General features: G+C 55.0%; 12 protein-coding genes. 8 read left to right on the top strand and 4 right to left on the bottom strand.

The genetic code is table 11. The features are described 5' to 3' along the window. Positions 1-173 precede the first annotated feature (173 nt). Positions 174-1,694, top strand: a complete 1,521-nt coding sequence (metG, locus tag Q0835_RS02135) for a methionine--tRNA ligase (protein ID WP_298958123.1) — start codon at positions 174-176, stop codon at positions 1,692-1,694. 54 nt (positions 1,695-1,748) lie between these two features. On the opposite strand, the gene dapA is transcribed toward metG, so the two are convergent. From dapA to Q0835_RS02150, 3 genes are all read right to left on the bottom strand, one after another. Continuing rightward, entirely contained in the window at positions 1,749-2,627 is an 879-nt protein-coding gene (dapA, locus tag Q0835_RS02140) for a 4-hydroxy-tetrahydrodipicolinate synthase (RefSeq protein ID WP_298958125.1), read from the bottom strand. 173 nt (positions 2,628-2,800) lie between these two features. After that, positions 2,801-3,088, bottom strand: coding sequence for a hypothetical protein (locus Q0835_RS02145; protein ID WP_298816276.1), 288 nt, complete (start codon positions 3,086-3,088; stop codon positions 2,801-2,803). Positions 3,089-3,121: 33 nt separating this feature from the next. Further along, positions 3,122-3,715: a TetR/AcrR family transcriptional regulator gene (locus Q0835_RS02150; RefSeq protein WP_298958128.1), complete on the bottom strand. Its 594-nt coding sequence runs from the start codon at positions 3,713-3,715 to the stop codon at positions 3,122-3,124. Positions 3,716-4,275: 560 nt separating this feature from the next. On the opposite strand from Q0835_RS02150, the gene egtB reads away from it, so the two are divergent. Both egtB and egtD read left to right on the top strand, forming a co-directional pair. Next, on the top strand, positions 4,276-5,541 hold the full coding sequence (gene egtB, locus Q0835_RS02155; RefSeq protein ID WP_298958131.1) for an ergothioneine biosynthesis protein EgtB: 1,266 nt from the start codon (positions 4,276-4,278) through the stop codon (positions 5,539-5,541). Beyond that, entirely contained in the window at positions 5,538-6,485 is a 948-nt protein-coding gene (egtD, locus tag Q0835_RS02160) for an L-histidine N(alpha)-methyltransferase (protein ID WP_298816270.1), read from the top strand. Before egtB ends, egtD begins: the two co-directional genes overlap by 4 nt. Positions 6,486-6,512: 27 nt before the next feature. On the opposite strand, the gene Q0835_RS02165 is transcribed toward egtD, so the two are convergent. Next, positions 6,513-7,139: a LysE family translocator gene (locus Q0835_RS02165; protein ID WP_298958134.1), complete on the bottom strand. Its 627-nt coding sequence runs from the start codon at positions 7,137-7,139 to the stop codon at positions 6,513-6,515. Between the two features lie 257 nt (positions 7,140-7,396). Between Q0835_RS02165 and Q0835_RS02170 the strand changes: the two genes are divergently transcribed. The 5 genes from Q0835_RS02170 to yghU all read left to right on the top strand — a co-directional run bounded on the left by Q0835_RS02170 (position 7,397) and on the right by yghU (position 13,771). Continuing rightward, positions 7,397-8,266 (top strand): MurR/RpiR family transcriptional regulator, encoded by an 870-nt coding sequence (locus tag Q0835_RS02170; RefSeq protein ID WP_298958137.1) that lies wholly within the window; start codon positions 7,397-7,399, stop codon positions 8,264-8,266. Positions 8,267-8,329: 63 nt separating this feature from the next. Continuing rightward, positions 8,330-9,292, top strand: a complete 963-nt coding sequence (locus tag Q0835_RS02175; RefSeq protein WP_152504356.1) for a TAXI family TRAP transporter solute-binding subunit — start codon at positions 8,330-8,332, stop codon at positions 9,290-9,292. Positions 9,293-9,488: 196 nt separating this feature from the next. Continuing rightward, a complete protein-coding gene (locus Q0835_RS02180; RefSeq protein ID WP_298816263.1) occupies positions 9,489-12,116 on the top strand; it encodes a TRAP transporter permease in 2,628 nt (875 codons plus the stop codon). Beyond that, positions 12,113-12,547: a universal stress protein gene (locus tag Q0835_RS02185; RefSeq protein WP_298816261.1), complete on the top strand. Its 435-nt coding sequence runs from the start codon at positions 12,113-12,115 to the stop codon at positions 12,545-12,547. The genes Q0835_RS02180 and Q0835_RS02185 overlap by 4 nt, the downstream gene beginning before the upstream one ends. 351 nt (positions 12,548-12,898) lie before the next feature. Beyond that, positions 12,899-13,771 (top strand): glutathione-dependent disulfide-bond oxidoreductase, encoded by an 873-nt coding sequence (gene yghU / locus Q0835_RS02190; protein ID WP_298958139.1) that lies wholly within the window; start codon positions 12,899-12,901, stop codon positions 13,769-13,771. Positions 13,772-13,797 lie beyond the last annotated feature (26 nt).

The following is a 13,797-nucleotide window of genomic DNA, read 5'->3' on the forward strand; positions in this document are numbered from 1 at the left end:
GTGCATCTGCCCGATCAAATGGCCTGCCATGCTTTTCACCAGCCAGGGCTTTCAATGGGCACATGAGTGTGAAATATAGCTTCGACTTCATATATTCGGCACAGACGGTCGCTTGCGCCCGATAACACTGTCGACAGACTGCCACTACAGGCCAAGATTTCGAAAGCGTTTGGATGAAAAGCTACATCACCACTCCGATCTACTACGTCAATGGGTCCCCGCATATCGGTCATGCTTTCACGTCCGTGATGGCTGATATCCTAAAGCGGAACCGTCAGGCGCTGGGGTATGAGCTGATGCTGTCCACCGGCGTTGACGAGCATGGCCAAAAAAATCAGGAAGCAGCGAGCGATCTCGGCATGCCGGTCGAAGAGTTTCTCGATATGCGCTGCAAGGAATTCCGCGACGTTTTCGACAAGCTTGACGTCCGGTACGACTATTTTGTCCGGACAAGCCGCGAAGGGCACAAGGTGGCTGTCGGCGGCATGGAGCAGTCGATCTTCGACAAGGACCTGATTATCAAGAAGAATTACACCGGCACCTACTGCAAGGGCTGCGAGGAGTTCAAGAAGGAATCCGATCTCACCGAAGAAGGCCAGTGCCCTCTGCACCCGACCATGAAGGTCGAGCATACGGAAGAAACAAACTACTTTTTGAAGATGGAGCCGTTTCGCGAGCGGTTGCTGAAGCACATCGCCGACAACCCGGACTTCGTACAGCCGGAAGCCTTCCGAAACGAGCTGAAACAGATGCTGTCAGATCCGCTCGAGGATCTTTGCATTTCGCGTCCAAAATCCCGCGTAACCCTTGGCGTCGACCTGCCGTTCGACACCGAGTTCGTTACCTATGTCTGGTTCGACGCGCTTGCCAACTATCTGACCAACATCGACTGGCCCGACGCCAAGTATGAAACCTGGTGGGCAGAATGCGAGCATTTGATAGGCAAGGACATTTTGAAACCACACGGGGTCTACTGGCCGATCATGCTGATGGCCGCTGGCCTACCGTTGCCAAAGAAACTCTCCGTGCACAGCCACTGGGTTGGGGCTGGAGGCGTGAAAATGTCAAAATCCATCGGAAACGTTGTCGACCCGATCGAAGTGATCGAGAAACTCGGCATTGATGCACTGCGCTGGTATCTGGCCCGTCATATGCGCGCAGATAGCGACAGCCAGATTTCAGTCGAACTGATCACACAGACCTACAACAGCGAACTGGGTAACAAGATCGGCAATCTTCTGTCGCGCGCCGCCAAGTTTTCCAAGGCGCGGTTTGACGGCACGTTGCCTGTGCCTGGCCCACTGTCGGCTCAGGACGAAGCCATTCGTAAAGCAGTCGTGGACGCCACAGCTGGTTTGGGTGAATGGGTCGATCTCGCCGACATTCCTGCAAGAGTGCAGTCGATAATCACTGTCGCGGACGAAATGAACAACTATTTCGCTGAGCAGGCTCCCTGGGAACTCATCAAGAATGATGACACCAGGGAACGTTGCCAGACCGTGATTTATGTGACGCTGGACAGCTTGCGCATCGTTATGGAAGCCCTGCTACAAGTCATTCCCGCATCCGCCGGTCGCGCGTTGAACATGCTCAACGCACCTGAAGCTCCACAGCCCTGGAAGCCTGAACTGGACAAGCTTCAAGGTGGCGGCGAACTTGGCGAGATAGAGACCCTATTCCCGCGCGTTCAATAGCAACAGCAAAGCAGACATCGTAAAACGCCCCCACCGGGGCGTTTTTTCTGCCGGTTACAATAGCCCTGCCGCTCCCATTGCCTGATTGAGTGCTTGCTTCGTCTCGTCAGTGACTGGTGTCAACGGCAATCGCACCTCATCGCTGCAGCGGCCGAGCCTGGACAAGGCATATTTGACGCATGCTGCCGGCGGCTCAAGGAACACAGCGCTATGGAGAGGCAATAGCCGATCTTGAAGCGCACGTGCACGGCCCAGGTCTTCTGCCAGCGAGGCTTCCTGAAATTCGGCACACAGGCGCGGAGCAACATTGGCCGTCACCGAAATGCACCCGCTCCCGCCATGTGCATTGAAGCCGAGAACCGCTGCGTCTTCCGCACTGAGCTGGATGAAATCAGTTCCGCACTTGGCGCGTTGCTGACTGACCCGCTCCATGCTGCCGGTCGCATCCTTGACGCCGATAATCCGCGGCCAGCTGGCCATCTGAGCCATTGTTTCCGGCAAGATATCGATCACGCAACGCCCGGGAATGTTGTAGAGAATGATCGGCAGATTGCTGTTGTCATGCAGAACCTGGTAGTGGCTTAAAAGGCCCGCCTGGTTCGGCTTGTTGTAATAGGGAGTAACAATGAGCGCTGCGTCGGCGCCAACGCTTTCTGCGTGTTGCAGCATGTCCAGGGACTGAGCGGTCGCGTTCGAGCCCGTTCCCGCGATCACCGGGAGCCTGCCGGCCGCGAATTCTACGACGCGTTTCAAGATTTCCTTGTGTTCCAGCTTTGAGACTGTCGGACTTTCGCCGGTTGTGCCCACAGCGACAATTCCATGGCTGCCTTCTTCGACATGCCACTCAACAAGGCCTTCCAAAGTCTCGTAGTCCACCTTGCCGTTCTTGAAAGGGGTCACAAGAGCAGGAATGGATCCTCTAAAGTCCGGCATTCTGGTCTCCCGCCTGCAGCAAATGTCTTCGCGCCGCTTCGTATCTGGTCATCTTCAAGAACGAAGCTGTGACACTAAACGGTGCGCAATTGCAACCTGTGCAATATGCTGGTCACGTCTCTCCCAACTGCAAATCTATTGCCCGCCGTGTCCGGAAACAGGCCTGTGCGGATTTAAGCCGCCAAAAAGTTCAGCCGCTCATCCAGTCTTGCCGGTGTGATTTCAAGGATGTCGGCACTTACCACCTCTTCCGCAACAAAGGGGTCACTTGAGACAAATCTCTCCAGTTCTTCACGCGAAACCCGGTGTGCAAGGATGCCACCGCCCTGATTTGGCTGCAGGCTACCCACCATCAGAAACATGCCCTGATCGAAACCTTTCTGGATCCAGGCTTTATGGTCCGCGATAAACTCACCTGCCCGCTCCCTATTCTTTGAAAATCTCAATGTGACAACAAACATCGGTCGTTAACCTCGCAATAATGATTGTTTCGTTCAGGTGGATGAAGGAATTCGGCGACCTGTGACAGCGATCTCATGCAGCCAGTCGGTGATCTGTTCGACCTCACGGCGCACATACACTTCGTCACCAAACGCTTGTGCAAGGCTCGCCACACCCTGGCTCCAACCCAGAACGTGAAGCGCATGCAGCTCAGCGTCCTTGCCAAAACCCAGCGCTCCGAACTGACGCTGAAGCCAATTGCGAAAGAGAGCCATGATCTGGTTGGCCCTGGTCCTTGAAGGATGGTTCAGCTTCGCAAGTTCAGCCGTCATCGTGCCGACCGGGCAGCCATATGCCATGATCTTTGATTGGTTCACGATGACAATTCGGATGAAACAAATGATGCGCTGGACGGGGTCGTCAGCTGTTTCGTCCCATTTGGCCAACAACGTCTCGCGGTCAGCCAATCGCTTGTCGATCACCGCATCGAGGATCTCGTCTTTGGTCTTGAAATGATAGTAGAAGTTGCCTCGCGAGATGTTCACAGCCTTGGCAATGTCGGCAAAGGATGTCTGCACAAATCCTGCGCTGTAGAACAGATCATCAGCTGCCTCGACAATCTGCTGGCGCGTATCGATTGCTGCCATTGCTTTGCTTTCCCATTTGGTGACTTCAGTGTCCTAAAGGGTCATTAGGACAATTGACCTAAAAATTAGGACAAGCATCCTAATAAGTCAAGCCTCGAACCTGATCGTCCGAATTTTCATCCGCAGTTTTTACCACTCGACACTCAGGCTCATTGGTTGGCGAACCGCGTTCAGGGCCGAGTGGGAAATCGAACATCAATGCTCACGCCAATGTGAAGAGATCCCATCGGCAATCCTGACAGCAGGTTGTCAGGATGGTCTCCCTATTTTCTCCCTGTCAGCAGGCACCAGCCTATTGGCTCCGTCGTACAAATTGCCTTTGATAAAACAATGCGATGGGGAATATTAATCACCTTTTCACGTAATCTGGAGCTAACTTCATCAGTGTTGATTTTCCTAAACAATGAGAACTCAGCCCGATTGTCGGCGCATTTTTGCACCGGTGCGGTGCAATTCCCGACATTGGAAAACCAGAAAGCTCTCTTACGTTCAAACCGCTTGGTGGCATTCACAGGCTCGGTCGGGGGCAAGTCGACCGGGATCCGCGTGGAGGAATTGATATGACAAATTTGGACGGGCAGATACAGCCGTCACCGGTTGACGATATTCTGCATCTCTTCAATCAAACCAGATCTCAAACTTTGAAATTGAGCACTCCTTTGAGTGCTGAGGACATGGGCCTTCAATCGATGGAGGACGCGAGTCCCCCCAAGTGGCATCTGGCTCATACGACCTGGTTTTTCGAAGAGTTTATCCTGAAGCCATCGCTCCCTGGCTATCAGCCAATAGACGATCGCTTCGCCCTGCTCTTCAACTCCTATTATGTACAGGCCGGCCCCAGGCACACACGTTCCAAGCGCGGACTTTTGTCCCGCCCCTCGGCAGAAGAAGTGATGAACTACCGCAATCACGTCGAAGATGCCGTTCGTCACGGTCTGATGACCGACGCGTTCGACCTTGACGAACTAAAGCTTGAAGAACTTGTCACGCTTGGTTGTCACCATGAAATGCAGCATCAGGAACTTCTGGTAACCGACCTTCTGCACGCCTTTTCCTATAATCCGTTGCTTCCGGCCTATTCCGAACCGAAGCCGCTCTCAGTGAGGGCTGCACGGGACTTGAGTTGGACCAACTTTGACGGCGGACTTCTGCAAATCGGGCACAATGGAGACGGATTTGCCTACGACTGTGAAGGGCCCCGGCACAAAGTCTGGCTCGATCCGTACAGGCTTGCCAATCGGCCCGTAACCAACGGCGAGTGGATCGCCTTCATGGAAGACGGCGGCTATGAAACACAAACGCTCTGGCTGATGGAAGGCTGGGCGGTCAAGGAACAGAACGGTTGGGACACGCCGCTTTACTGGTGGCGGCAGGACGGTGAATGGTGGACCTACACATTGCAGGGTTCACGCCCCGTCGATCCGGCTGCACCCGTTGTTCATGTCAGCTACTACGAGGCCGACGCGTTTGCCCGTTGGGCAGGTCAACGCCTTCCTACCGAAGCAGAATGGGAAGCGGCCGCGGAGCCGACGGTAGTTGACGGCAACTTTCTGGATAACGGCGTGCTTTTGCCGACCGGGCAAAAAGACGGTCTTTGGGGCGATGTCTGGCAATGGACCTCAAGCGCTTTTTCGCCCTACCCCGGCTTCAAGCCGCCGGAAGGTGCAATCGGCGAATACAACGGCAAATTCATGGTGAACCAGATGGTTCTTCGAGGCGGCTCCTGTGCAACGCCCAAGCAGCAAATGCGCGCCTCTTATCGCACTTTCTTCTATCCACACCAGCGTTGGCAAATGCTGGGCCTCAGACTGGCGGCTGACCTATGAGCAAACACGTTCCCCCTGTCTCTCACAATGATGCGTTCCGATCCGATGTCTTGTCGGGCCTTGGCGCAGATCAAAAGCAGCTTTCCAGCAAATGGCTTTACGATGATGTCGGCTCGCATCTCTTCGAAGCCATAACAGAGCTGGACGCCTATTATCCAACGCGCACGGAATTGACCATTCTGGAAGAGAATGTCGACAAATACCGGAGACTGCCCGGCGCACGCGGCGCCATGGTCGAACTGGGTAGTGGTTCAAGCCGAAAGACCAATTTGCTGCTTGGCGCCTTTCCGGATCTGTCGGTCTATATGCCAATCGACATTTCGGCCAATCACCTGAAAGAGGCCGCGGAACGCGTTCGAAGGGCGTTTCCGTCCCTCGCCGTTATTCCTGTGGCCGCGGATTTCACCGAACCTCTGGGTCAGCTGCCGCTGTTGCCGGAATTACCGGTTCTGGTGTTCTTTCCCGGGTCAACCATCGGCAACTTCGAAAGAGCGGACGCAGCCAGCCTTTTGAAGAATATTCGGACAGTAATGCCGAACGCGACCATGATTGTCGGCGTGGACCGCCCAAAGGCACAGCACGTCCTGATCGAAGCCTATGATGACCCAGCGGGGGTTACAGCCGCTTTCAATCAAAATATTCTGCAGCGCATCAATCGCGATCTGAATGGTCGGTTTGACCTCTCATCTTTCAAGCACAAAGCTGTCTGGAACGCTGAAGACAGCCGGATCGAAATGCATCTTGTCAGCAAATGCACACAATCGGTCGACGTCGGAGGGGTAACCTTCGCGTTCCAGGAAGGCGAGACAATCCACACTGAAAACTCACACAAATACAGTGAAGGCGCGTTTGCCGAGATTGCTGATGAGGCCGGCTGGCGGATCTTGAGTTCCGATACCGATCGTGAGGGCTATTTCGCGGTCTACACCATGCAGGCTTTGTGACGCGGCATCTTCAAAAGAATATTGCCGTCAGCGCTCGGTGACCGCCAGCCTGACGGCAAGTCCGACGAAGACGATGCCCGCAAGGCGATTAAGCCAGGTCTGAGCGCTTGGAGACTGCCTCAAGTAGGTTCCGATCAGCCCGCCGCCAAGGGCCACGGCACCGAAGACCAGGATCGTCGCAACGATGAACAACCCTCCGAACAGCATGATCTGAACCGGCACCGATCCTCTGGCCGGATCGGCAAACTGCGGCAGGAATGCCAAAAAGAAGATGGCAACTTTTGGGTTGGTGACGTTCATGATGATGCCGCGACGAAAAAGTGCGGGCAGCGGCAAGGATGGCGTGCTTTGCATTTTCAGGTCCGCACCTCCTGCCCGGAAAGCCTGGAACGCCAGATAGATCAGGTAGGCTGCGCCAACAAATTTCAGCAATGTGAAAGCCAGCACCGAAGTTTCGAATATTGCGGCCACACCCACCGAAACTGCAATGCTGTGAACAATCAGTCCCGTGCAAAGACCAAGTGTGACGACCAGGCCAGCAAGCCTGCCATAGAGAGCAGACTGGGTGAGGACAAAAATATTGTCAGGCCCTGGCGCAAGGCCAAGCGCGATCGCAGCAGCAAAAAAGACCGTCAGAACATCGAATGGAATCACAACCGGTTCCCCCTGGTGCCTCCAAGCTTCAACGGTGAAAGCAACCGGCGTCAAGAGCGGCGTTCAATGAGCTGCAGAACCGTGGAGCCGATAAAGGACAACTGACGAGTTGGCACTTCCTTGGTGTGGTTCGAACACTGAACAGGAATGGCTTGAAATCTCGCAGATCTGACAGCCGTAGAAGAAACAATAGCTTCCGCAAGGAAACATTTGTTTCATGGTTTGACTTTCGAAAAAACAAATGAAACAGTAACGAAATGGAAACTATTTCGCCGCCGCAGATAAGGACAGCGATCTCGGCGAATTACGCCGAGTTGAGCGACACACTTCGTGTTGCGGCGGATTATATTGCCGAAAATCAGGTTGAAATCGCAACCCGCAGCCTGCGATCGGTTGCGTCCGCAAGCGGCGTCTCTCCAGCGAGTTACACCCGTCTTGCGCGGGCATTGGGTTTTTCCGACTACGAGGCTCTCAGAGAACAGGCCCGCTCGGAAATCAGCCGACGCGGCGGCGGTTCCTTTCAGGACAAGGCCCGGAAACTGCAATCCTACGCGGACCAGCCATTGCTGCCGCGTCAGGTTTCTGCCTGCATTGACAACATCAAGGCACTCGTTGATGACATTGATCCGTCCATGCTGGACGCAACGGTTCAGCAGCTGGAACGGTCACGCAGGATCATCCTGATCGGCGCTCTCGCCTCGGCAGGGTTCACCGACTACTTCGCCTATCTCGCCAAATGGTTTGATGACAGGTGGATCGTCGCCGGCCGGAACGGCGCCACGCTGGGAAGTACGCTTGCCGGAGTGTCTTCCAAGGACACTGTGATTGTCATCTCAAAACATCCCTATGCACATCGTTCTGTCCGTGCGGCAGAGATCGCAGCGGCAAGCGGCGCAAAGGTGATCGTCCTGACAGACAGCCATGCGTTTCCGGGACTACAATTCGCCGACTTTCATTTCATACAACGCACTGAAAGTCCTCACTTTTTCTCATCTTACGCGGCCACTCTCGTGCTTATAGAAACCATAACAGGCATGTTGGTCGCGCGAGCCGGATCCGATGCAGAAGCCCGGATCCAAGACGTCGAGAAGCACAACCGCTTACTCGACGAATTTGAAAACGTCTAAGGTGGCAACGACCATTTTAGGCTTAGAAAACTTGAATTAAGAGGGAAGCCTAGTCAAATGATGATGAAAATGAACCTTGCAGGCGCTGTGATGGCGACCAGCATTGCATTCACGGGCGCCGCCTCCGCAGAGGAATTCATCACCATCGGCACAGGTGGTGTGACTGGCGTTTATTACCCGACCGGCGGCGCAATCTGCCGATTGGTCAACAAGGGCCGAAAAGATCACGGGATCCGTTGTTCGGTCGAATCCACTGGTGGTTCTGTTTACAACATCAACACTGTTCGTGAAGGCGAGCTGGAATTTGGTGTGGCACAGTCCGATTGGCAGTATCACGCTTACAACGGCACTTCCAAGTTTGAAGAAAAAGGTCCGTTTGAAGGCCTTCGTGCCGTGTTCTCCGTGCATCCGGAGCCGTTCACGGTTGTTGCACGCGCGGATTCAGGCATCAAGAACTTCGAAGACCTGAAAGGCAAGCGCGTCAACATCGGCAACCCGGGTTCCGGTCAGCGCGGCACCATGGAAGTTCTGATGGAAGCGATGGGCTGGACCACGGACGATTTCACGCAGGCTACTGAGCTGAAGGCTGCTGAGCAGTCCGCTGCGCTTTGCGACAACCAGATCGACGCGATGATCTACACTGTGGGTCACCCGTCCGGTTCTATCCAGGAAGCCACGACTGCATGTGATTCCGTTCTGGTGAACGTGGGTGGTGAAACTGTCGACAAACTGGTCGCAGACAACAGCTACTACCGTACAGCCACCATTCCAGGCGGCATGTATCGCGGCAACGATGCAGACACCGGCACCTTCGGTGTTGGCGCAACCTTCGTAACCTCGGCAGACGTATCGGAAGACACAGTCTACACGCTGGTGAAGTCAGTCTTTGAAAACTTCGATGCGTTCAAGAAGCTGCATCCGGCATTCGCCAACCTGAAGCCGGAAGAAATGGCTCAGGACGGCCTGTCCGCACCGCTTCATCCGGGCGCTGCGAAATATTACAAAGAGCAAGGCTGGATCAACTAAGCTCCTGTCTTTCAAAAATACGGGTCCGGAATTTCCGGGCCCGTTCTGTAGCGCCGGTCCAATTTCAATTCTTCACGACCGCTTGCGCTCTCCAGAACTAAAAAGTCTGATCTAGGCGCAGGATTGCGTCCTGCCCGATCGTTGAATTTGAACAGTGCCGGCGCTGTTGATCAGCCGGATGACCGGGGGAATTTTAATGTCAGAGCAGAACCAACAGAACGGGCAGGCAAAGGGGCAAGGCCTTTCTGAAGAAGAACTTCAAGAACTAGTTGCCGCCTCTGATTCCGGATCGAGAAATCCTGCCGGTGCGGTCGGTCTGCTGATTGCGGGCATTGCCCTGACATGGTCATGCTTTCAGGTCCTGCTGGCATCTCCGATTGTCTACAATGTTCTGCCTTCGGATCTGATCAACAACAGCCGTCAGTTCCACCTGGCGTTCTCCATGTTTCTGGCTTTCATGGCCTATCCGGCGCTGAAATCGAGCCCCCGCCATCATGTCCCCATTCAGGACTGGATCCTTGCCCTGTTTGGGGCGTTCATCGCGCTCTACGGCTTCTTCTTCTATGAAAAGATCGTCAACAATGGCGGCCTGGCCGACCACACTGACAAGTGGTTTGCGCTAGCCGGGGTCATTGTCCTGTTCGAAGCGGCCAGACGCGCGCTCGGCCCGGCAATGGCGATCGTGGCAACGATCTTCCTGCTTTATGTCTTCTTCGGTTCCTCACCCTGGGTTCCGGAAGTTATCCGCTGGAAGGGTGCATCCCTCCAAAAGGCCATGAGCCACATGTGGATCACATCCGAAGGCGTCTTCGGAATTGCGCTCGGCGTTTCCACCAAATTCGTATTCCTGTTTGTGCTGTTCGGTGCACTCCTGGATAAGGCGGGCGCAGGCAACTACTTCATCAAGATGGCATTCGGTGCGCTTGGTCACCTTAAAGGCGGTCCGGCAAAGGCTGCTGTCGTGGGCTCAGCCGCGACTGGCCTGATTTCAGGTTCCTCTATCGCCAACGTTGTCACCACAGGCACATTCACCATTCCTCTGATGAAACGGGTCGGCTTTACTTCCGAACAGGCCGGTTCTGTCGAAGTCGCCTCTTCGGTCAACGGTCAGATCATGCCACCGGTTATGGGCGCTGCGGCCTTCCTGATGGTTGAATATGTCGGCATTTCCTATGTTGAAGTGATCACCCACGCATTCCTGCCAGCTCTGATTTCCTATATCGCGCTGGTCTATATCGTGCATTTGGAAGCCGTGAAGCGAAACATGCCGACAATCGGTCACAAGGCTGTTTCGACGCTGCGCACCGTACTTGGCATGTTCTTCTTCTTCGCCGGATTTGCCGTGCTCTGTTACGTCATCCAGTTCCCGATCGGCTGGATCGTCGCACTCGTGCCCGCCGGGGCCAATTGGATACTTGCAGCACTGGTTTTCGTTGCTTATCTGGCACTTCTCAAACTGGCAGCCAGCGTTGACGACCTGCATCCGGACGATCCGAATGCCAAGGAAATCACGCTTCCAGAGATTTCCGAGATCTACAAGGCCGGCCTCTACTATCTGTTGCCGATCATTGTTCTGGTCTACTTCCTGATGATCGAGCAGAAGTCACCGGGCCTCTCAGCCTTCTGGGCTACTGCCCTGCTCTTCGTGATCCTGCTCACGCAACGTCCGATCAAGGCAATTTTCCGCGGCGAAAATGAAATGGTCGAAGCGTTCAAGGAAGGCGTGAGCGACCTTGTTCACGGCATGATTGACGGTGCCCGTAACATGATCGGCATCGGTCTTGCTACGGCGACCGCGGGTGTGATCGTCGGAACCGTGACGCTGACCGGCATCGGTCAGGTCATGGCAGATCTCGTGGAATTCGTCTCCGGCGGCAATCTGGTGCTGATGCTGGTATTTGTCGGCGTGCTTTCGCTGGTGCTTGGCATGGGCCTTCCAACAACCGCGAACTACATTGTCGTGTCTTCGTTGATGGCCGGCGTCGTGGTCGAGCTTGGCGCCCAGTCCGGCCTCATTGTGCCGCTGATTGCCGTGCACCTGTTTGTGTTCTATTTCGGCATAATGGCGGATGTGACGCCACCCGTGGGACTTGCCTCCTTTGCCGCGGCCGCGGTGTCGGGGGGCGACGCGATAAAAACGGGCTTTACGGCTTTCTTCTATTCGCTCCGGACAGTTGCGCTGCCATTCGTGTTCATCTTCAACACCGATCTCCTGTTGATCGATGTCGGCTGGATACAGGGCATAATCGTCTTCATTGTCGCCACCGTCGCAATCCTGGTGTTCACGGCCGGGACCATGGGACACTTCATTACGCGCAACAAAATCTACGAGAGCATTGCTCTGGTTCTGGTTGCGTTCGTGCTGTTCCGTCCGGACTTCTTCATGAACAGGATCCAGCCTCCTTTTGAGCAGGTTCCACCAACCGAATTTGTTCAGGCTGTCGGCAATGCACCTGCAGGAGAGGAAATTCGTGTTGAGGTCAGCGGTCCCGACTTCGATACCGGTCTGACAACGGCAACGACCCTTGTCCTGTCACCTGGCGGCGAGGATGGCGGCGACGCGCGTCTGAGTGCGCTTGGCCTGACCGTTCTGGAGGAAGACGGCGTTCTCAAGCTGGAAGAACCGTTCCCGGGAACACCATTCTTCGAAGCCATGAGCAACTTCGACTTCTATGCCGATGAACCCGTTATCATCGACACTGCACAGATTGAGGTTGCCCAATTGCCGAAGGAACTGATTTTCATTCCCGGCTTCGCACTTCTGATCCTGATTTATCTGGTCCAGCGCGCACGTGCTGGCCGCCTGGAAGGAGCACCGGCATGACCGTCAAATCCATTTTGTGCGCTATCGATGTCTCCCACCAGGACGACATGAAGGTTCTGGAAACCGCGGACAAACTCGCGCGCCTCGACGAAGCGCAGCTTGATGTGATCACTGTCGTGCCGAACTTCGGCGTGACTCTCGTCAGCTCCTATTTCGACGAGAATTTCCAGGGTGAGATGGTCTCCAAAACACGCCAGGCATTGACCGACACGGTCGGCAGGGTTCTCGGTCCGGAACGCAACAAGGATGTCAGGCATCTGGTTGCGGCCGGCTCCATCTATGAAGAAATCCTGGAAGCGGCGCGACAGGCCGGTTCGGACCTTATTGTGATCGGAGCTCACAAACCGGACCTGAAGGAGTTCCTGCTTGGACCGAACGCGGCCCGCGTTGTCCGGCACTCCAATTGTTCAGTCTATGTCGTACGAGGGTAGTGCGCTTGGCCGCAGTCATTTGTAGTACCTCACACAGCGTATATTCCGGCTGAACCTGAACAAACCCAGTTTCAGCCGGGATGCTATATGCGATCTGCCGAATTGGGCATCTGCGCATCCGCTGGTCAGGACCGGTGTTCTGCCGGGATCGCTTTGACCGCTCTGGGGCGGTGGCATGGCGGTGCGTGGAGCTACCTATCCAGCGTCTTTCTCAATGAAATTGAATTGCCCTCTAGGCAATTCCGACATGACACCCTATTTGATCGTAAGATTGCGATGGATTCCGTTTTCAGGCGGAAGTCCGATGATCTGAATACACTATCGTCAATTCCGTTCCGGAGGCCAATTCACATGAGCGACTCTTCCGAATACACGCCACCAAAAATCTGGACCTGGGAGCAACCCAGCGGCGGCCAATTCGCCAACATCAATCGACCAATTTCGGGTGCAACACAGGAAAAGGATCTTCCTGTCGGCAAACACCCCTTGCAGCTGTATTCGCTTGCCACGCCGAACGGGGTGAAGGTGACAGTCATGCTGGAAGAGTTGCTTGAGCTCGGACACAAGGGCGCGGAGTACGACGCTTGGCTCGTTCGCATCAATGAAGGCGACCAATTCACCAGCGGATTTGTCGGCGCCAACCCGAACTCCAAAATCCCTGCCCTCATGGATCACAGCACCGGAACACCAACCCGCGTTTTTGAATCTGGCGCCATCCTGGTCTATCTCGCTGAAAAATTTGGTACGTTCCTGCCGAAAGATCCTGCTGCGCGCACGGAAACCATGAACTGGCTCTTCTGGCAGATGGGGTCAGCTCCTTATGTCGGAGGTGGCTTCGGTCACTTTTATGCCTACGCACCGGAAAAATTCCAGTACCCGATCGACCGCTTCACCATGGAAACCAAGCGCCAGCTCGACGTGCTCGACAAGACGCTCGCTGAAAGACCCTTTATTGCAGGCAATGACTATTCGATTGCCGATATGGCCATTTTCCCCTGGTATGGCGGTCTGGTGCTTGGAAGGCTTTATGACGCCGCGGAGTTCCTGGCGGTCGATGACTACAAACACGTGAAAGCTTGGGCGGAGAAGATCGATGCGCGTCCCGCGGTTGATCGCGGACGCCGGGTCAATCGTGTTTGGGGCGAGGAAGCCGAACAAGTTCCGGAGCGCCACGATGCCTCTGATCTTGATCTCAAACCGGCTGCCGAGGCAGCAGCGGAGTAGGCATCTCAGTTCGCCGCGGCCCCTGA

It is taken from the genome of uncultured Roseibium sp. (assembly GCF_947499295.1).
Lineage (GTDB): Bacteria > Pseudomonadota > Alphaproteobacteria > Rhizobiales > Stappiaceae > Roseibium.

Coding starts and splice junctions, on each gene's coding strand:
- Q0835_RS02180 (WP_298816263.1), top strand. CDS start 9,489: ATGTCAGAGCAGAACCAACAGAACGGGCAGGCAAAGGGGCAAGGCCTT.
- egtB (WP_298958131.1), top strand. CDS start 4,276: ATGACAAATTTGGACGGGCAGATACAGCCGTCACCGGTTGACGATATT.
- Q0835_RS02175 (WP_152504356.1), top strand. CDS start 8,330: ATGAAAATGAACCTTGCAGGCGCTGTGATGGCGACCAGCATTGCATTC.
- metG (WP_298958123.1), top strand. CDS start 174: ATGAAAAGCTACATCACCACTCCGATCTACTACGTCAATGGGTCCCCG.
- Q0835_RS02145 (WP_298816276.1), bottom strand. CDS start 3,088: ATGTTTGTTGTCACATTGAGATTTTCAAAGAATAGGGAGCGGGCAGGT.
- dapA (WP_298958125.1), bottom strand. CDS start 2,627: ATGCCGGACTTTAGAGGATCCATTCCTGCTCTTGTGACCCCTTTCAAG.
- yghU (WP_298958139.1), top strand. CDS start 12,899: ATGAGCGACTCTTCCGAATACACGCCACCAAAAATCTGGACCTGGGAG.
- Q0835_RS02150 (WP_298958128.1), bottom strand. CDS start 3,715: ATGGCAGCAATCGATACGCGCCAGCAGATTGTCGAGGCAGCTGATGAT.
- egtD (WP_298816270.1), top strand. CDS start 5,538: ATGAGCAAACACGTTCCCCCTGTCTCTCACAATGATGCGTTCCGATCC.
- Q0835_RS02170 (WP_298958137.1), top strand. CDS start 7,397: ATGGAAACTATTTCGCCGCCGCAGATAAGGACAGCGATCTCGGCGAAT.
- Q0835_RS02185 (WP_298816261.1), top strand. CDS start 12,113: ATGACCGTCAAATCCATTTTGTGCGCTATCGATGTCTCCCACCAGGAC.